The organism is Stenotrophomonas rhizophila, from assembly GCF_003651185.1.
GTDB lineage: Bacteria > Pseudomonadota > Gammaproteobacteria > Xanthomonadales > Xanthomonadaceae > Stenotrophomonas > Stenotrophomonas maltophilia_Z.
In genome coordinates this window covers 1-18,577 of record NZ_RCDC01000004.1, presented here as the reverse complement: position 1 = coordinate 18,577, position 18,577 = coordinate 1, and the positions used below count along the sequence as shown (strand labels likewise).

At 66.1% G+C, this 18,577-nt stretch carries 14 protein-coding genes and 1 pseudogene; 10 read left to right on the top strand and 5 right to left on the bottom strand.

From position 1 onward, the window contains the following. The first annotated feature begins 16 nt into the window (after positions 1 to 16). The 5 genes from BCL79_RS00140 to BCL79_RS00120 all read left to right on the top strand — a co-directional run bounded on the left by BCL79_RS00140 (position 17) and on the right by BCL79_RS00120 (position 7,467). Positions 17 to 1,348 (top strand): peptide MFS transporter, encoded by a 1,332-nt coding sequence (locus BCL79_RS00140; RefSeq protein WP_121036612.1) that lies wholly within the window; start codon positions 17 to 19, stop codon positions 1,346 to 1,348. A 484-nt stretch (positions 1,349 to 1,832) separates the two neighbouring features. Continuing rightward, on the top strand, positions 1,833 to 4,040 hold the full coding sequence (locus BCL79_RS00135) for a TonB-dependent receptor (RefSeq protein WP_121036611.1): 2,208 nt from the start codon (positions 1,833 to 1,835) through the stop codon (positions 4,038 to 4,040). Positions 4,041 to 4,232: 192 nt separating this feature from the next. Then, positions 4,233 to 5,276: a DUF1611 domain-containing protein gene (locus BCL79_RS00130; RefSeq protein WP_121036610.1), complete on the top strand. Its 1,044-nt coding sequence runs from the start codon at positions 4,233 to 4,235 to the stop codon at positions 5,274 to 5,276. Continuing rightward, positions 5,273 to 6,274 (top strand): class A beta-lactamase, encoded by a 1,002-nt coding sequence (gene bla, locus BCL79_RS00125; RefSeq protein WP_121036609.1) that lies wholly within the window; start codon positions 5,273 to 5,275, stop codon positions 6,272 to 6,274. Before BCL79_RS00130 ends, bla begins: the two co-directional genes overlap by 4 nt. After that, positions 6,271 to 7,467, top strand: coding sequence for a YkvI family membrane protein (locus BCL79_RS00120; protein WP_121036608.1), 1,197 nt, complete (start codon positions 6,271 to 6,273; stop codon positions 7,465 to 7,467). The genes bla and BCL79_RS00120 overlap by 4 nt, the downstream gene beginning before the upstream one ends. On the opposite strand, the gene BCL79_RS00115 is transcribed toward BCL79_RS00120, so the two are convergent. After that, a complete protein-coding gene (locus tag BCL79_RS00115) occupies positions 7,437 to 8,348 on the bottom strand; it encodes a LysR substrate-binding domain-containing protein (protein WP_121036607.1) in 912 nt (303 codons plus the stop codon). The genes BCL79_RS00120 and BCL79_RS00115 overlap by 31 nt on opposite strands. 262 nt (positions 8,349 to 8,610) lie before the next feature. Between BCL79_RS00115 and BCL79_RS00110 the strand changes: the two genes are divergently transcribed. The 4 genes from BCL79_RS00110 to lpdA are packed head-to-tail and all read left to right on the top strand — an operon-like array spanning position 8,611 to position 13,666. Continuing rightward, entirely contained in the window at positions 8,611 to 9,861 is a 1,251-nt protein-coding gene (locus BCL79_RS00110) for a 3-methyl-2-oxobutanoate dehydrogenase (2-methylpropanoyl-transferring) subunit alpha (RefSeq protein WP_121036606.1), read from the top strand. Between the two features lie 4 nt (positions 9,862 to 9,865). Next, positions 9,866 to 10,909 carry an alpha-ketoacid dehydrogenase subunit beta gene (locus tag BCL79_RS00105; RefSeq protein ID WP_121036605.1) on the top strand — a complete coding sequence of 348 codons (1,044 nt, stop codon included), beginning with the start codon at positions 9,866 to 9,868 and terminating at the stop codon, positions 10,907 to 10,909. Positions 10,910 to 10,912: 3 nt separating this feature from the next. Next, complete coding sequence (locus BCL79_RS00100) at positions 10,913 to 12,256, top strand: dihydrolipoamide acetyltransferase family protein (protein ID WP_121036604.1); 1,344 nt, start codon at positions 10,913 to 10,915, stop codon at positions 12,254 to 12,256. 3 nt (positions 12,257 to 12,259) lie between these two features. Further along, a complete protein-coding gene (gene lpdA / locus BCL79_RS00095) occupies positions 12,260 to 13,666 on the top strand; it encodes a dihydrolipoyl dehydrogenase (protein WP_121036603.1) in 1,407 nt (468 codons plus the stop codon). 168 nt (positions 13,667 to 13,834) lie between these two features. Here the strand turns inward: lpdA and BCL79_RS00090 are convergent, their stop codons facing one another. Continuing rightward, a complete protein-coding gene (locus BCL79_RS00090) occupies positions 13,835 to 16,300 on the bottom strand; it encodes a M20/M25/M40 family metallo-hydrolase (RefSeq protein WP_121036602.1) in 2,466 nt (821 codons plus the stop codon). Between the two features lie 130 nt (positions 16,301 to 16,430). Then, entirely contained in the window at positions 16,431 to 16,877 is a 447-nt protein-coding gene (locus tag BCL79_RS00085; RefSeq protein WP_121036601.1) for a PACE efflux transporter, read from the bottom strand. A gap of 97 nt (positions 16,878 to 16,974) precedes the next feature. On the opposite strand from BCL79_RS00085, the gene BCL79_RS00080 reads away from it, so the two are divergent. After that, positions 16,975 to 17,598: a LysR family transcriptional regulator gene (locus BCL79_RS00080; protein WP_220668884.1), complete on the top strand. Its 624-nt coding sequence runs from the start codon at positions 16,975 to 16,977 to the stop codon at positions 17,596 to 17,598. A gap of 13 nt (positions 17,599 to 17,611) precedes the next feature. Here the strand turns inward: BCL79_RS00080 and BCL79_RS00075 are convergent. Both BCL79_RS00075 and BCL79_RS00070 read right to left on the bottom strand, forming a co-directional pair. Further along, positions 17,612 to 18,061: pseudogene (locus BCL79_RS00075) on the bottom strand (integrase core domain-containing protein); the annotation flags it as partial. Positions 18,062 to 18,080: 19 nt separating this feature from the next. Further along, a partial coding sequence (locus BCL79_RS00070; protein WP_259462063.1) for an integrase core domain-containing protein occupies positions 18,081 to 18,577 on the bottom strand: 497 nt, incomplete at its 5' end.

The window sequence follows — 18,577 nt, the reverse complement described above, 5'->3', positions numbered from 1 at the left end:
CCGGACGCCCCGCCCCATGACCCTCGATGCCCCGCGCAAGGCCTGGTTCGGGCAACCGCCCGGCCTGACCATCCTGTTCCTCACCGAGATGTGGGAGAAATTCTCCTACTACGGCATGCGGGCGCTGCTGGTCTATTACATGACCAAGCAGCTGCTGTTCTCGCAGGAACAGGCCTCGATGGTCTACGGGCTGTACACCGCGCTGGCCTACCTCAGCCCGGTGTTCGGCGGCATGCTCGCCGACCGCTGGCTGGGCAAGCGGCGGGCGGTGATCCTGGGCGGGGCGATCATGGCGTTCGGCCATTTCCTGATGGCCTTCGATGCGCTGCTGTATCCGGCCCTGCTGGCGATCGTGCTCGGCAACGGGCTGTTCCTGCCGACCCTGCCCGGCCAGGTCGGCGATCTGTACCAGCGCGATGATCCGCGCCGTGGCTCGGCGTTCAATGTGTACTACGTGGGCATCAACCTCGGTGCGTTTCTCGCCCCGCTGATCTGCGGCACGCTGGGTGAGGTGTATGGCTGGCACGTTGGCTTCTCCGCGGCCGGCATCGGCATGCTGCTCGGCCTGGTGATCTACATCACCGGCCGCCGCCATCTGCCGCCGGATCCGCCGCGCAGCGAGCGCGCCACACTGCCCTTCTCCGCCCTGTGGCAGCCAGCCTACCGCCCGCTGCTGCAGGTGATGGCGATGATTGCCGGCTTGATCGTGGTGTTCCGCCTGGCCTACGAACAGATCGGCAACACCATCGCGGTCTGGCTCGATACCGGCGTGGACCGCGTGCTCACCGCCGATTTCACCCTGCCGATGACCTGGTTCTTCTCGCTCAATCCCCTGCTGGTGTTCCTGATCACGCCGATGCTGGTGCAGCACTGGACCCGCCAGGCCCGCAACGGCCGCGAGCCGGCCGCACTGACCAAGATGGCGATCGGTGCTGCGGTGGTCGGCCTGTCCTTTGCCCTGGTGGCGATGCTGGGCGGTGAACCGTCGGCCAAGGTCGGCTGGCTGTGGGCCGTGCTGTTCTTTGCGATCTTCACCTTCGGCGAGCTCTTCATCCTGCCGGTGGGGCTGGGCCTGTTCGCACGGCTGGCGCCGGTCGGCTTTGGCGCCACGATCATCGCGTTCTGGTTCCTGGCCTCGTTCGGCGGCAACCTGCTGGCCGGCGCGGTCGGCACGCTGTGGTCAACGCTTTCCAGTGCCGTCTTCTTCTCGCTGATGGCCGGCACCTGCATGCTGGTTGCGGTGCTGCTGCTGCGCCTGGAGCGACGTGCCCGGCCATTGCTCGCCGGCAATGCTGCACCTGCACCACAGAATGCCGCCGCGGCCGACGGTGCCGTGACATCGGGTTGAGGCCGCAGCGCTGAGCAGGGCGATCGGCCGTGGCGACGATCGCGGCCGATAGCGACCCGTTTCCCGGCGTACGCCCCCGGGACAGATCAGAACGCCGGGAAACGCGATTCCGCATCCGCTGAATTGCTGCGGCGCAATAGTCCGTAATGGGATGATGTTTTCTGATTGAGCTTGACATAAACCTGATCAAGCTAAATATTCCTTACATAGGATTTGTAGGGATGTCGAAATGCCCGATCAGTTTCCGTACAACCCCACCGCCAGCCTCCGCGCCGATCGCGCCGCTGGCCAGCAACACGGCCTTGCACCTGCCAACGCCCGTCGTCTGCCGTTTCCTTCCCCCACGCCGCCTCCCCTGACCGACGTGCCAACCCGGCGCGGCGTCGACAGCGCGCGCCTCCACACCCCTGCACGGCTGTTACCGCCGTGCATGGCCGTCGTTTTTCCTGCCTGACCCCGTTCCTGATTCCGGAGAGCCCGCCACATGCGCAAGCCGATGAAACGTTCGATCCTCGCCTCCACCGTCACCCTGTGCTGCATGGGCCTTGCCACCGCAGCGATGGCCCAGGATGCCGACGCCGATGGCAGCCGCAGCACGCCCGATGTGGTGGAGCTTGATCGCGTGGTGGCGACCGCACAGAAGCGCGCCGAGAACGTGATGGAGGTGGCCGCCGGCGTCAGCGTGATCAGCGAAGAACGTCTCGAGGCGTTCGGCGCCACCCGCCTGAACGACTTCGCCGCCTACGTGCCGGGCTTCCAGGTGGACAGCGGCGGCGCACCGGGCCAGACCACGATGGCACTGCGCGGTGTCGCGCCTCTCGGGGGCGGCTCGATCATCGGCACCTACATTGATGACACGCCGATCGGCCCGAGCAGCAACAAACAGCGCGCGACCACTTACGCACTGGACCTGCTGCCGTATGACATCCAGAGCGTGGAAGTGCTGCGCGGCCCGCAGGGCACGCTGTACGGCGCCAGTTCGATGGGCGGGCTGTTCAAGTACATCACCAAGGCGGCCGATCCGGATGCGTTCGAGTTCCGCGCCGGCACGGATGTGAACGCGACCAAGGAGGCCGGCGATACCGGCATCGGCGTGCGCACGGCCTTCAACGTACCGCTCATTGAAGGCAAGCTGGCCATGCGCGCCAGCCTGTCGCGCCAGAGCACGCCGGGCTACGTCGACCAGCCTGACCTCACCGGCGAGGATGCCAAAGACAGCAACGGCTACTACCAGCTGGCCTCACGCCTGGCGCTGACCTGGCGCATCAGCGACACCGCCAACCTGCGCGTGCAGGCGTTGTCGCAGATCGTGGACGCCGACAACTCCAGTGCGGTGGGCTTGACCTATCCCACGCTGGAGCCGATCCGCGGCCCGCTCGAAGGCATCCTGCAGCGCGCGACGCCGTACCGGATGGAAACCGACTACTACTCGGCGATCCTGGACTGGGATCTGGGCAACGTCGATTTCGTCTCCGCCACCAGCTTCTCCGAAACCCGCATGGACGAAGTGCAGGATTCCACGCTGGTCTATGGCGTGGCCTGGCCGCTGCTGACACCGTACCCGGCCGGCCAGGCGCAGTTCGATGTCTTCCTCGGCACGCGCAAGTGGACCCAGGAATTCCGCATCAGCTCCAAGGAGAGCGAGCGCGTCGAATGGTTGCTCGGCACCTTCTTCACCGGCGAGAAGAACACCAACCGCCAGCAGGTCAGTGCCTACGATGCCAACGGCATCCCGCTGCCGTTCAACCCCGGCACCGCCAGCCTGCCCGGCACCTATGACGAGCAGGCGATCTTCGCCGACGTCACGTATAAGTTCAGCCCGCGCTTCGATGTCTCCGCCGGTGTGCGGCACGCGCGCAACCAGCAGGATTTCGAACAGCACAGCATCGGGCTGCTGTACGGCCCGCGGCCGATCGATCTGGCCGACTCCGCCGATGACAGCGTGACCACGTGGAAGCTGGCCTCGCGCTGGCACCTCAACGACAGCGCGATGATCTACGCGCGTTACGCCACCGGCTATCGTCCGGGTGGACCGAACGTCTCGACCTCCGGCGTGGTGCCGATGACCAAGGCCGACACGCTGGACAACCTCGAGCTCGGCTTCAAATCGCACTTCTGGGACCGCCGCGCGATGATCGACCTGGCGTTGTTCCGGATCGACTGGGACGACATCCAGGTGCGCGTCTCCGAGAACGGCCTGAGCTGGATGGGCAATGCCGGCAGCGCGCGCAGCCAGGGTGCGGAACTGAGCTTCATGGTCCGCCCGGCCGAGCGCCTGACGGTCGGCCTCAATGCGGCCTACATCGATTCGAAGATCGGTGATGTACCGCCCTCCAGCGGACTGGTGTCCGGCAGCCGGATGCCGATGACGCCGCGCCTGAGCTGGTCGAGCACGATCGACTACGACTTCGATGTGAGCGACCAGTGGCAGGGCCGGGTCGGTGCTGGCTACCGGGTCACCGGCGAGCGCGTCGCCGGCGCGTACGACATCGACAGCTACAACGCGCTGGACCTGCATGCCGAGCTGACCAACATGACGTGGACGGTCCGCCTGTACGCCCGCAATGCCACCGACGAGCGTGCCTACGTCTCAACCGGCTCGGTACGGGACGCGCTCAACCGCTACGTCGCGGTGACCGGCGTGCCGCTGCAGCCGCGCACGATCGGTATGTCGATCGACTACCGCTACTGAGTGCCGTAGCGCCGTGCCCGGTGGCGCGCAAGCCGTCGCCCGGCCCACCGTCGGAAGAGACTAAAGGAGTATCCTGATTGGGTTGCATATTCTCTGATTAGGACTTATACAGATCCAACCAGGTCTAACAACTGCGAGCCCCTCGTCGTGAATGCCTCCCCTCTCTTCTCTCCCCCGACTACTGGATCCCTCATGAGCGCAACGCCCACCGCTGCCGTACAGGCCCTCGCCGCCCTCCCCCAGCCGTACCTGCTGTTCCTGGGTGACACCACCGAAGCGGGCTTCGCCAAGACCGCGATCGGCCTGCACGACTGGGCGCCGGAAGTGTGCGTGGCCGAGTGGAGCCTGCCGGGCTGCCCGATCACCACCGGCCTGCCGAGCATGACGCCGGCGCAGGCGCGCGCCGCCGGTGCACGTGCGATGGTGATCGGCGTGGCCAACGGCGGTGGGGTCATTCCCCCGCAGTGGCTGCCGGCGCTGGTGGACGCACTGGAAAACGGCCTGGACCTGGTCAGTGGCATGCACCAGAAGCTGGGTGACATTCCGGAACTGGCTGCGGCGGCCGAACGCCACGGGCGCGAGCTGATCAACGTGCGCGTGCCACCGCGCGGCATTCCGGTCGGCAACGGCCGCAAGCGCACCGGCAAGCGCGTGCTGACCGTCGGCACGGACTGCGCGCTGGGCAAGAAGTACACCGCGCTGGCGCTGGCACGCGGCCTGCGTGGGCTCGGCGTGGATGCCGACTTCCGCGCCAGCGGCCAGACCGGCATCCTGATCGCCGGCAGCGGCATTCCGATGGACGCGGTGGTCGCCGATTTCTCGGCCGGTGCCGCCGAACTGCTCAGCCCGAATGCGGCCGACGATCACTGGGATGTCATCGAAGGCCAGGGCTCGCTGTTCCATCCTGCCTACGCCGGTGTCAGCCTCGGTCTGCTGCATGGCAGCCAGCCGGATGTGTTCGTGGTCTGCCACCAGCCGGGGCGCAAGCACGTGCTGGGGTATCCGGACTATCCGCTGCCCTCCATCGAAGAGGTCATCGCATTGACCGTGCAGCTGGGGCGCCGTACCAATCCTGATATCCGCTGCGTCGGCGTCAGTCTCAATACCCATGGCATGACCGACGCCGCGGCAGCCGCCGCCTGTGCCGAAGTCAGCGCGCGTCTTGGTCTGCCGGTGGCCGACCCGATGCGGCAAGATGGGGAATTCAACCGTTTGCTGGAGGCCTGCATCGCATGAAGATGACATCCCGTACCTTGAGCCTGTGCGTTGCCGCGTTGCTGGGCCTGAGCCCGCTCGCTGCGTTCAGCGCCACCACCAGCCCGGTTGAAACCGAAGTCGCGCGCCTGGCCACCCTGGTCGACGGCAAGGTGGGGGTCTCGGCGTGGCGCCTGGATGGCAAGGGCGCGCAGGTCCATCTCAATCCCGACGAAGCATTCCCGATGGCCAGCACGTTCAAGGTCGCCGTGGCGGCCGTGATCCTGACCAAGGTCGATGCCGGCGAACTGGCACTGACCACGATGGTGCCGGTGCCGAAGGCGTTCTATGTCGATTCGGAAGTGATCGCGGACCGCTTCATCCATGATGGTGTGAGCCTGTCGGTGCACAATCTGCTGGAAGTGATGCTGACCCAGAGCGACAACACCGCCACCGACGTGCTGGTGGCGCAGGCCGGCGGACCGGCCGCGGTCACCGCCTGGCTGCGCGCACAGGGCATTGAAGGCCAGCGCCTGGATCGCAACACCCGGCAGCTGCTCAGCGATATCTTCGGCCTCGGCGATGAGCCGCTGACCAAGGAACGCGTGGCCGAACTGACCCTCGACCCCGAGGTGGTCAAGCGCACGAAATCCGGCAACGAAGCCTTCGACAAGGATCCGCGCGACACCTCCACGCCGCGTGCGATGTCGACCCTGCTGACCAGGCTGTTCACCGGCAAGGCGCTGAGCCCGGCCAGCACCGAGGTGCTGGTGCAGATCATGGAACGTTGCCGCACCTGCAGTGCACGCCTGCGTGGCAGTCTGCCGCCGGGCACCAAGGTGGCCGACAAGAGCGGCACCGTAGCCGGCACCGTCAACGATGTGGGCGTAGTCACCCTGCCCGATGGCAGCCAGTTTGCGATCTCCGTGTTCGTCAAAGCCAGCAATGCCCCGCGCAGCGAACGTGAGCGTGTGATCGCCGAGATCGCCCGCACCGTGCGCGACTTCTACCTGCTGCAGCCCACGGCCGCCCGCAAGTGACCGCCGCCGCCAGCCGCTTCCAGCGGTATCTGTTGCCCGGTCTGGCGTTCAAGTCGGCCGTGATCGGCGGCGGATACGCCACCGGCCGTGAGCTGGCGGAGTTTTTCCTGCCATCGGGCCCCTGGGGCGGCCTGGCCGCGATGGTGTTGTCGATGCTGATCTGGAGCGTGATCTGCATCCTGACGTTCCTGTTGGCCCGGGCGATCCGGGCCAACGATTACCGCACCTTCTTCCGGCATCTGCTGGGCCGTGGCTGGTGGACCTTCGAAGTGGCCTACCTGGCGTTGATCGTCGTCGTGCTGGCGGTGTTCGGCGCGGCCGCCGGCGAACTGGCCGCGACCATGTTCGGCTGGCCACGGATCGTCGGCACGCTGGTGCTGGTGGCGATCATCACCGGTGTGGTGCAGGCCGGCACCAACGCCGTCGAACGCATGTTCAAGCTGATGTCGGCCTTCATGTACCTGGTCTACGCCATTGCCGCGTGCCTGATCCTCTATCGCTTCGGCGGCGGCGCGATGGCACAGCTGTCCAACACCCATGAGCTCGGCCAGGACTGGGTGCTCAACGGCGTGACCTACGCCGGCTACAACATGTTCGCGGCGGTCTCGATCCTGCTGGTGGTGCGCCACCTGCTGTGCCGGCGCGATGCGGTGATCGCCGGCGCCCTGGCCGGCCCGTTGGCGATCCTGCCGGCCATCGTGTTCTACGTCTGCATGATCGCCTTCCTGCCGGACATCGCCGATGCGCCCCTGCCCTCGGACCTGATGCTCGGCCAGCTCGGCCTGCCGTGGTTCCAGTGGCTGTTCCGGCTGATGATCATGGTCGCGCTGGTCGAAACCGGAGTCACGCTGATGGCCTCGGTGGACGGTCGCATCAGCGTCAACTGGAAAGAGCGCACCGGCGCTGCCCCCGGCCGCGGCATGCGGGTGGCGATCATTGCCGCCATTCTGCTGATGGCCGTATTCCTGGCCGATGGCATCGGACTGGTCGCGCTGATCGCGAAGGGCTACCGGCTGCTGGCCTACGCCATCCTGGCCACCTACGTGGTGCCGCTGCTGACGTACTCGGCGTGGCAGATCTGGACACGCCGTGGGCAGGCCTTCACCGCGCCCGTCGGTGAGCTGCCCGATCCGCGTCCTGCCCTGGCCGATGCACTCGGCGCTCATCCGCCACAGGCGAAGACCAGGAACTGATGCAGTGCGCGTGCCGGCGCGGACAGGTCTTCGTCCGGGCGCCAGACCAGGCCGACTTCCATCGGCGGTACCGCATCGGTGAGGGTGCGTACGTCGATCCGGCGCCCCTCCAGCGACCAGGGGCGGTAGACCATGTCCGACAGGATGCTGACCCCGAACCCGTAGGCGACCATGCCGCGCAGCGCTTCCAGCGACGAGGTGCGGAACACCACATTGGGTTCGCGCCCTACCGAGCGCCAGTAGCGCATCGCCGACTCCTGCCCTTCGTCGACCATCAGCATGATGTACGGGTATGGCTCCACGTCGGCCGGGCTGATCACCGGCAGTTGCAGCAGCGGGTGCGACTCGGCCAGCCACAGTTGGCGGCGCGAGCGGATCAGCACCTGGCGCCGCAGCACATAGGGCTCGGCCATGTTGGAGATGATGCACAGCCCGAAATCGAGCTCACCGCTGCTGACGCCCTGTTCGATCGCCGCGCGGTCCATGTCGACCAGATCCACCTCCACCTGCGGGTAGGAACGCTTGAAGCGCGCCAGTAGGCTCGGCAGGAAGTAGCCCAGCACCGTGTAGGAGGCGCCGATCCTCACCCGGCCCGGCAGCGTGTTGGCCAGGAACATCGGCTCGCTGAGCGCGTCCTGCAACGTATCCAGGATGTGCCGCACATGCTGGTGGAAACGATGCCCCTCGGCGGTCAGCCCGACCCCGTGCGGCATGCGGTCGAACAGCTTCAGGCCCAGCGAGGCTTCCAGCTGGGCGACCGCGGTGGTGATGACCGACTGGGAGACGTGCAGCTTGCGTGCGGCCTGCGAAAACTGCCCCAACTCGGCCGCTTCGGCAAAGTACCGCAGCTGGCGCAGGGTCATGTTGGCGGGGATTTGCATGCACGGGCTCCCACGGAATGAAGATATCTGAATAAACAATACCTCATACGCAATTAAACAAATTTACGATAAGCCGCTGTGCCTCTAGACTTCACACCGGGTGCAATGCGCCATGGCCCCAGCCGCCTTGCAAGCGCTGGCCCTTACCCGCTTCGCGACGAGATCCCGCCCGGATGTCGGCGCGCCAACATCGCCATTACCGTTGCCCCCCGCCTGCGGTATGCCTGTAGCTCCATGACCCAAGCCCAGCGAGGCCCCTGACATGTCATCACCCCAGATCCCCGCCACGAGTGAACCGTTGCGTTTGCACGTGCCCGAGCCCAGCGCCCGTCCCGGCCAGGCCACCGACTTTTCCTATCTGAAGCTGAGCCCCGCCGGCGCGGTCGACAAACCGCCCGTGGATGTGAGCGCCAGCCAGACCGCGCCGCTGACCGGCCAGCTGATCCGCGTGCTGGACGACAACGGCGACGCCGTGGGCCCCTGGGCTGCCGACATCGACGACGCCGTGCTGCTGCGTGCGATGCACGCCATGCTCAAGACGCGCGCCTACGACGCCCGCCTGCTGATCGCCCAGCGCCAGAAGAAGACCTCGTTCTACATCCAGTGCCTGGGTGAAGAAGCGATCGCGGTCGGCCAGACCCTGGCGCTGCGCGATGACGACATGCAGTTCCCGACCTACCGCCAGCAGGGCATCCTGATCACCAAGGAAGTCTCGCTGGTCGACATGATCTGCCAGGTGCTGTCCAACGCGGCCGACCCGCTGAAGGGCCGCCAGCTGCCGATCATGTATTCGTACAAGGATTACGGCTTCTTCTCGATCTCCGGCAACCTGACCACCCAGTACATCCAGGCCGTGGGCTGGGCGATGGCCTCGGCGATCAAGGGCGACACCCGCATCGCCACCGCATGGGTGGGTGATGGCGCGACCGCCGAAGGCGACTTCCACGCCGCGCTGACCTTCGCGCACGTGTACCGCGCACCGGTCGTGCTCAACGTGGTCAACAACCAGTGGGCGATCTCCACCTTCCAGGCCATCGCCGGCGGTGAGAACACCACCTTCGCCGCCCGCGGCGTGGGCTACGGGATTCCGTCGCTGCGTGTGGACGGCAACGATCTGCTGGCCGTGTACGCCGCCTCGCGCTGGGCCGCCGAACGCGCCCGCAGCAACCTGGGCCCGACCCTGATCGAGTGGGTCACCTACCGCGCCGGCCCGCATTCGACCTCGGATGATCCCTCCAAGTACCGCCCGGCCGACGATGCGCAGCAGTTCCCGCTCGGCGATCCGATCGACCGCCTGAAACAGCACCTGATCAAGCGCGGCCTGTGGAGCGAGCAGCAGCACGACGAACTGCGCACCGAACTGGATGCCGAGGTCCTGCGTGCCCTCAAGGAAGCCGAGACCCACGGGTTGCTCGGCAGCGACAACCGTCCCGGCGCGGCCCTCATGTTCGAAGACGTCTACAAGGACATGCCCGAACACCTCCGTCGCCAGCGTCAGCAGTTGGGAGTCTGAACACATGAGCGGGATTGAACAGAACAACACCGGCGGCACGCCGATGACCATGATCCAGGCGCTGCGCTCGGCGATGGACGTGATGCTGGAACGCGACGACAACGTGGTGGTCTTCGGCCAGGACGTGGGCTACTTCGGCGGCGTGTTCCGCTGCACCGACGGCCTGCAGACCAAGTACGGCAAGCAGCGCGTGTTCGATGCGCCGATTTCCGAGAACGGCATCGCCGGCGCGGCGATCGGCATGGCCGCCTACGGCCTGCGCCCGGTCGCCGAGATCCAGTTCGCCGATTACATCTACCCGGCTTACGACCAGATCGTCTCCGAAGCGGCGCGCATGCGCTATCGCTCCGGCGGCAGCTTCACCTCCTCGCTGGTGTTCCGCACCCCGTGCGGTGGTGGCATCTACGGCGGCCAGACCCACAGCCAGAGCCCGGAGGCGATCTTCGCCCATGCCACCGGCCTGCGCACCGTCATGCCTTCCAACCCGTACGACGCCAAGGGCCTGCTGATCGCCTCGATCGAGAACGACGATCCGGTGATCTTCCTGGAGCCCAAGCGCCTGTACAACGGCCCGTTCGACGGTCACCACGACCGCCCGGTCACCGCGTGGTCCAAGTACCCGGACAACCTGGTGCCGGAGGGCTACTACAACGTGCCGCTGGACAAGGCCGCCATCGCCCGCGAAGGCAAGGCACTGACGGTCATCACCTACGGCACCACCGTGTGGGTGGCCAAGGCCGCCGCCGAAGATGCCGGGATCGATGCCGAAGTGATCGACCTGCGCAGCCTGTGGCCGCTGGACCTGGAGGCCATCGTCACCTCGGTCAAGAAGACCGGCCGCTGCATCGTGCTGCACGAAGCCACCCGCACCTGCGGCTTCGGCGCCGAACTGGTCGCGCTGGTGCAGGAGCACTGCTTCTACCACCTGCAGGCACCGGTGGAACGCGTTACCGGCTGGGACACCCCGTATCCGCACGCGCAGGAATGGGACTACTTCCCGGGTCCGTCCCGGGTCATCGATGCAATGCAGCGCGTGCTGGAGGACTGAACCATGGGACATCACGTCATCAAGATGCCGGACATCGGTGAAGGTATCGCCGAAGTCGAACTGATCACCTGGAAGGTCGAGGTCGGTGGCCCGGTCGCCGAAGACCAGGTCGTGGCCGAGGTCATGACCGACAAGGCCATGGTCGAGATCCCCTCGCCCGTGTCAGGCACCGTGGTCTCGCTGGGCGGCAAGCCCGGCCAGATGATGGCCGTCGGCAGCGAGCTGATCCGCCTGGAAGTGGACGGCGCCGGCAATGCCAGCGCCGCCAGTGCACCGGCCGCCGCGGCGCCGGCCGAACCGGTGGCTGCGCCCAAGGCGGCTGCACCGGCCGCTGCACCTGCCGCCGCCGCCGAGGCCGCACCGGCTGCGGCGCCCGCCAAGGCTGCCGCTGCCTCCGCACCCGCCCCTGCCGCCAAGCAGGACGCGCGCGGCGCGGTCACCAACGGCGTGCTCAACGCCGGTGAAGCCCCGCTGGCCTCGCCGGCCGTGCGCCGCCGCGCCTGGGACCTGGGTATCGAGCTGCGCTACGTGCCGGCCACCGGCCCGGGCGGTCGCATCCTGCAGGCCGATCTGGATGCCTACGCCGCCGCCGGTGGCAAGGCGCAGCCGATCGGTGGCACTGTCGGTGGCAGCAGCTACGCGCGCCGTACCGGCGAGCAGCAGGTGCCGATCATGGGCCTGCGCCGCAAGATCGCGCAGAAGATGCAGCAGTCCTGGACGACCATTCCGCACATCACCTATGTGGAAGAAATCGACGTCACGGAAGTGGAAGCCCTGCGCGCCAAGCTCAACGAGCGCTGGGCCAAGGAGCGCGGCAAGCTGACCCTGCTGCCACTGCTGGCACGCGCGGTGGTGCTGGCCGCACGCGACTTCCCGCAGATGAACGCCCGTTTCGATGACCAGGCCAACATCGTGACCCGCTATGAAGGCGTGCAGCTGGGCATCGCGACCCAGAGCGAGGTCGGCCTGTCGGTGCCGGTGGTCGCGCATGCCGAGTCGCTGGACCTGTGGCAGACCGCCACCGAGATCGCGCGCCTGGCCAACGCCGTTCGTGTGGGCAAGGCAACGCGTGAGGAGCTGTCCGGCTCCACCATCACCATCAGCAGCCTCGGTGCGGTGGGCGGTGTGGTCTCCACGCCGATCATCAACCATCCGGAAGTGGCGATCGTCGGCGTGAACCGCATCATCGAACGCCCGATGTTCCGCGAGGGCCAGGTCGTTGCCCGCAAGCTGATGAATCTGTCGTCTTCGTTCGACCATCGCATCGTCGATGGCATGGATGCGGCCGAGTTCGTGCAGGCGATCCGTACGCGCCTGGAAACCCCGGCCCTGCTGTTCGTGGAGTAAGCGATGTCCAATACCCTTCAAACCCAGTTGCTGATCATCGGCGGCGGTCCCGGCGGTTACATCGCCGGCATCCGCGCCGGCCAGCTCGGCGTCAAGACCATCGTGGTCGAGGGCGTCAATCCGGGTGGCACCTGCCTCAACATCGGCTGCATTCCGTCCAAGGCGCTGATCCATGCCGCGGAGGAATTCGCCAAGGTCACCGCGTATGCGGCGGGCACCTCGCCGCTGGGCATCAGCGTGCAGGCGCCGTCGCTGGATCTGGCCAAGACCGTCGCGTGGAAGGCCGGCATCGTCAAGAAGCTGACCGGCGGCGTCAGCGCACTGCTGAAGAAGAACGGCGCGCAGCTGATCAAGGGCTGGGCCACGATCGTCGACGGCAAGACCGTCGAGATCGCCGGCGCTGCAGAAGATGGCGGCACGCTGCGCATCAGCTGTGAGCACCTGCTGCTGGCCACCGGCTCGGTGCCGGTGGAACTGCCGTTCCTGCCGTTCGGTGGCAAGGTCATCTCCTCCACCGAAGCCCTCTCGCCGACCACGCTGCCGAAGCAGTTGATCGTCGTCGGTGGCGGTTACATCGGCCTGGAACTGGGCACGGTGTACCGCAAGCTCGGCTGCGAAGTCACCGTGGTCGAAGCCCGGGAGCGCATCCTGCCGGCCTACGACGCCGAGCTGACCAAGCCGGTGGCCACGCACCTGGAGAAATCCGGCGTGAAGCTGCTGACCGGGCACAGCGTGCTCGGCCTGGCCGACAACGGCCAGCTGCGCGTGCGTGACAAGGACGGTAACGAGATCGCGCTGGACGCCGACCAGATCCTGGTCGCGGTGGGTCGTCGCCCGAAGACCGACGGCTTCAATCTGGAATCGCTGCAGCTGGATCTGACCGGCAAGGCGATCAAGATCGACGACCAGTGCAAGACCTCGATGCGCAACGTGTGGGCGATCGGCGATGTCGCCGGTGAGCCGATGCTCGCGCACCGTGCGATGGCACAGGGCGAACTGGTGGCCGAGATCGTCAGCGGCAAGAAGCGCCACTTCGTGCCGGCCGCGATTCCGGCGGTGTGCTTCACCGACCCGGAAATCGTGGTGGTCGGGCTGTCGCCGGACGAAGCCAAGGCGCAGGGCATCGAGACCAAGGTCGCGCTGTTCCCGTTCGCGGCCAATGGCCGTGCGATGTCGCTGGAATCCACCGATGGCTTCGTGCGCGTGGTCGCACGCAGCAGCGATCACCGGATTCTCGGCTGGCAGGCCGTGGGCGTGCAGGTCTCGGAACTGTCGATCGCCTTCGTGCAGTCGATTGAGATGGGTGCCACGCTGGAAGACATCGCCGGGACGATCCATCCGCACCCGACCCTGGGTGAGGCGGTGCAGGAGGCGGCGCTGCGTGCGTTGGGGCATGCGTTGCATATCTGAGGCATCTGCAAGGCGCTGCTGAGGAGTCGGAAGCGCTGGATGTCCAGGCAGTAAAGAAACGGCCCGCACTGCGGGCCGTTTCTTTGTATGGGTTCCGGTAGATCGCAACAGGCAGCCGTGGATGCTGGCCGTGACGGAAGAGCCACCCGCCCTCCATCTCGTCGGGCGTTACCGCGCGCCCCCGTGCGCGCCGCCCTCCGGACTCACGCGCGTCGCGCCAAGAATCCAGGTCATGTCCGAGGTCGACCACGGCACGATGTGCGCAGACCGCGCAGGCACTGGCGCCGCATCCTTGGGCCAGCCATCGATCCCGGCTGCGGCCTGGACCTCGACCGGACCGCTGTCCGCTGGCCAGCGCAGTTCGATCCCGTCCGGCCCCGGCGCCTGCCAGCGAAGACGCGACCAGCGGTCCGCCTCGTCCAGCAGTGGCACCTCTTCGCCCTGCAACTGCACATTGCGCACCACCGCCCCGCTCTTCAGTCGTACACGAAGTTCGCGCGTGCCTGCGGGTGCCAGCACGCGCAGCACCGATTGACCGGTGGCAGCATCGAACGACGGCTCGAAGCGAACCCGCTCCGGCACCGCGATGGCGTCGGCCTTCGTCGCCCAGACCCCTGCCCAATCCAGCGCCGGAATCGACAGACGGGCAAGCTCACCCTGCCCTACCCGCAATGCGCCGCGGCTCCAATCGGACAGCTGCGACAACGGACTGACGCGGTGGTACTGCTGGTTGTCTGGATCGGCGACGAACAGCACCTGGGACAGTTCGGGATAGCGCGTGCGGTCCGCCTGGGTGAGCGATGCCGCGGCCAGAACACATGCGGCAGACAACAGCGTGATGAACGCAGCGATGGCAAGCCAGCGTCCGCCGTCGGCCGCGCGTACCCACGGCAACAGCAACATGGCGAGCCATGCGAACGGCAACGCCAGCACCTCCGGCGTGCCGAAGCCGATCGCCTCGAACAGCTGCAGCGCGAAGTGGAAGACATGGGCCAAGGCGAATGCGGTGATGACTGCCGCGGCAAGGACACGCAATGCGGTCAGCGGCGCGTGCGCCGGTAGCAGCCAGACCACCGCGGCCACCGCCAATAGCGGCCACAGCAGCAGCGGCGCCAGCTCCGGCGCGAGCAGCTGCACGACCGCGCCGATGATCCAGGCCACCAGCAAGGCACCCAATCGCACGCTTTCACCGCGCGCAGCGGTCCCCGCGCTGGTCCAGACCAGCAGCGCCACCAGCACGCCCAGCACCAGTCCGATCACATCGAACCCACCCCGCAGAGAAGCGCACGCACCGGCCACCAGCGCCAGCGCGGCAGCCGGTTTGCGTGCCGCCTTGCAGACCAGCAGTGCGCCCAACGCCAGCACTACGCCGATCGCCAACAGCCCCTCGCCTGCCGCCAGCGTGGAGAATGCCGCCAGCAGATCACGGTTGTTCACCAGCGTGGCATCGCCGCCGCCCAGCAACCGGTACGACACACGTACGGCCAGCGCGACGGACAGCAGCGCCAGCGGCCACCCCGCCACGCCACTGACCACGCCGCGCCATCCGCCATGGTTGAACGTGGCACGGCGTGCGACCACGACAATGACCAGCAACCCGAACGCCAGCACGCACCAGCCTGACCACATCGGCACACTGATCATCCAGCCGCCGGGAAGGTCGCTGTAGATTGCATCGTGGGTAGCAGTCGGCAGGGTTGCCGAGCTGGCCAACTGGCGCACCAGCGGCAGCACCTGGGCGCCCATGTGCTGCACACTGCCCGGGTCGAGATTGGCCACGCTCGCGGTCGCGGCGTGATAGTCGATCTGGCTGCCGATGATCGCGAAATTGAGGCCGGGAATACCTTTCTGCGCCGGCACCGTGAAGTCGGTGCCGTTGGGCATGTAGCGGTAGACGAAACCGGTCAGCGAATTGCCCAGCGGCTGCGGCGCGAGTTTGGCGAACGTGCTGAGCAGCGCCGCGTTGCCCGGCCCGGTTTCAAACAGCACCGCACGGCCGCTGCTGCCGCGGGCTTCCAGATTGACGACTGTGCCGATACGCGACGACAGCGGATGCGAGGCGAAGAACGCACGCGCGCCAAGCAGGCCGGCCTCCTCCGCATCGGTGAACAGGAAGACCACGTCACGCTGCCGCACGTCACTCTGCATAGCACGGGAGATCTCCAGCATCACCGCCACCCCGAGGCCATCGTCGGCTGCGCCGGGCGAATGGGGAACGGTATCGTAGTGCGCCATCAGCAGCACCGCCGGCAGGCTGCGATCGCGGCCCGGCAGTACCGCAACCACGTTCTCGACATTGGCCGCCCGCACACCGCGACCGTCGCCCTTGCCGTACTCGGCAGCCGCCTGGCCACGCTGCACGGATACCTGGAGTCCGACCTGCTGCAGGTGATGCACCAACTGGTCGCGAACCTTCGCGGCCGCCGCCGAGCCGGTGGGATGCGGTTCGGCCGCGATCCAACCCAGATGCTGCATCGCGCGTGCCGCCGAGAACTCGGTGGTGGCGATGCTGGCGGGCTGTGGCGGCGGGGTTTTCTGCGCGCTCCAGGCGGACCATGCGGCGATGGCGATGCTGAGGAGCAGCAGTGGCAGCGCATACCGTGCGGCGCCGCGGGATGACCGGAGCGCGCTCATGCGCGCCCCCTGTGGTCTAGGTCATTCGCCAGGCTGCAGAAGAGCGGGATAACGAGCACAGGAGCAATCCAGCAAGGGTGACCTTCACAGGATTACAAAGCAATTTCCGATCTGTCAAACAATTTTCTGATCAGCCAAGATGCGGGTTCCCCTCGTGATTCACCGCGGAACTGGGAACGCCGAAGCACCGGTCGAACGCCCAGTTGTAGGCGAACGTATAGAAAGGGATGTAGACGATGAATACCAAGTCCAGGACAAATGCCTGGATCAGCGTAATGCCCAGCCACCACGCGATGAGCGGGACCAGAAAACACACCAGGGTGAGCTGGAACGCTACGGCATGCAGGACGCGTCGGCGTACCGTGCGCGTCCGGTCGCGTTGCCGTCGCTCCCATGCCTCGAACAGGTAGTTGAAGCTAACGTTCCATACCGTGGCGATCCCCGTGATCATCAGCGCCAGCAGCCCTGTCGTCGCCGGTGACTTGCCCGTCAGCACGGTCATGACCATCGTTCCCACCACAAGTCCCAGAAGCTCATAGCCCCCGACGTAGATCACCTTGCGTTTTACTCCCTGCATCACATCCTCCTGCTAGGTCACTGGCGAAGGGGGTGGATGCTATATTCAGAAAGGTTGATTGAAAAAGTCATCTCCTTTCAGAAACACTGACAAATACATGTCCCTGTCCAGCGAAGACATCGATCTCTTCCTCGCGGTGGTCGACCACGGCTCTTTCTCCGGCGCGGCCCGCGCGTTGCGCCGGGTGCCGTCCGCCGTGAGCATGGGCATCGCCAACATCGAGGCCGGATTGGGCTATCCCCTGTTCGACCGCTCGCGCCGCGAGGCGTTGCCGACCGCACAAGCGCTGGCCCTGGTGCCCCACGCACGTTCCGTCGCCAGCAGGCTGCGGTTGCTGCAGATCCATGCCGTGGAGCTGTCGCAGGATTTGGAGAGCACCCTGACGGTCGCCGTCGCCGCCGGTGTTCCAGACGAGGCGATGCTGGCGGCACTGGCGCAGGTGGGTTCCCGGTACCCGCTGCTGCGGGTGAACCTGCTGCGACTGCCCGAGGACCAGGTCGGGAGAGGCTTCACCAGGAACAGGCCGATCTGGCCCTACTGCCCGTCTCTACAGAGGTGGATCGGGAAGAAGCCTTTACCCATGTCGCCGATATGCTTTTCGTCGCCGTCACTTCGGCCACGGCGGATACGCCCGGCCTCCCGGCAGACCTGCGGCGCCTGGAGGATCTCAGCGGCAGCCGCCAGATCGTCATCGCTGGACCCCGACGTCCCCCCGACCTGAGTAGTGGGCGGGTTTAGAATCCAGTGCTGATGGTATCTTTCTTCGCCGCCAACTGCGCGGCGTACTGGGCAGGTGTCAGTCCGCCAAGCGCTCTTTTGGGCCTTTCTTCGTTGTAGTCGCGCCGCCAGATTTCGATGCTGGTACGGGCATGAAGCAATGTCGGGAACCAGTGCTCGTTGAGGCATTCATCGCGTAAACGCCCGTTGAAAGATTCGACGTAAGCATTCTGGTTCGGTTTTCCCGGCTCGATCAGACGCAGGGCAACTCCCTTTGTGTGAGCCCAGGCCACCATCGCCTTACCGCAAAATTCCTTGCCGTTGTCTGTCCTGATCACTCCTGGCAAGCCGCGCTGCATGGCCAGTCTGTCCAGCACCCTGGACACACCTTGCCCAGAAATTGCCCGCTCCACTTCGATGGCCACGGCCTCGTGGGTGGCGTCGTCGACAATGGTCAGGCATTTGATCACCCCGTAAGCTCCCCCGTCAAGCAGACATTTCTAAAGCAGAGCTTCTGGCGTGAGCGGTACGGTACTCGACGGGGCTCATGCCGCTGAGCGAGTCATGTGGACGAATCTCGTTGTAATCGATCATCCACCAATGCGCTGCCTCACGTACGTCCTCAAGGCGTGCGAAGAGGTGCTGGTCCAGCACCTCCTCACGGAACGTGCGGTTGAAGCGTTCGATGAAGGCGTTCTGGTTGGGCTTGCCAGGTTGGATGTATCGCAGCGCCACGCCGCTGAGTTTGGCCCACTGGGTAAATGCTTCGCCCAGGAACTCAGGGCCATTGTCCGACCGTAGAACCTGCGGTAATCCGTGATCACGTTTGAGCTGCTCGAACACGCGCACCAAGCGACCAGAGTTGAGTGATGTATCCACCTCAATATGCAGCACCTCGCGGTTGAAGTCGTCGACCACATTGAACGTTCGGAATCGTTTGCCACAGGCCAACGCGTCACTCATGAAGTCCATGGACCAGACGG

Coding starts and splice junctions, on each gene's coding strand:
- bla (WP_121036609.1), top strand. CDS start 5,273: ATGAAGATGACATCCCGTACCTTGAGCCTGTGCGTTGCCGCGTTGCTG.
- BCL79_RS00080 (WP_220668884.1), top strand. CDS start 16,975: ATGTCCCTGTCCAGCGAAGACATCGATCTCTTCCTCGCGGTGGTCGAC.
- BCL79_RS00130 (WP_121036610.1), top strand. CDS start 4,233: ATGAGCGCAACGCCCACCGCTGCCGTACAGGCCCTCGCCGCCCTCCCC.
- BCL79_RS00110 (WP_121036606.1), top strand. CDS start 8,611: ATGTCATCACCCCAGATCCCCGCCACGAGTGAACCGTTGCGTTTGCAC.
- BCL79_RS00105 (WP_121036605.1), top strand. CDS start 9,866: ATGAGCGGGATTGAACAGAACAACACCGGCGGCACGCCGATGACCATG.
- lpdA (WP_121036603.1), top strand. CDS start 12,260: ATGTCCAATACCCTTCAAACCCAGTTGCTGATCATCGGCGGCGGTCCC.
- BCL79_RS00140 (WP_121036612.1), top strand. CDS start 17: ATGACCCTCGATGCCCCGCGCAAGGCCTGGTTCGGGCAACCGCCCGGC.
- BCL79_RS00115 (WP_121036607.1), bottom strand. CDS start 8,348: ATGCAAATCCCCGCCAACATGACCCTGCGCCAGCTGCGGTACTTTGCC.
- BCL79_RS00135 (WP_121036611.1), top strand. CDS start 1,833: ATGCGCAAGCCGATGAAACGTTCGATCCTCGCCTCCACCGTCACCCTG.
- BCL79_RS00100 (WP_121036604.1), top strand. CDS start 10,913: ATGGGACATCACGTCATCAAGATGCCGGACATCGGTGAAGGTATCGCC.
- BCL79_RS00090 (WP_121036602.1), bottom strand. CDS start 16,300: ATGAGCGCGCTCCGGTCATCCCGCGGCGCCGCACGGTATGCGCTGCCA.
- BCL79_RS00085 (WP_121036601.1), bottom strand. CDS start 16,877: ATGCAGGGAGTAAAACGCAAGGTGATCTACGTCGGGGGCTATGAGCTT.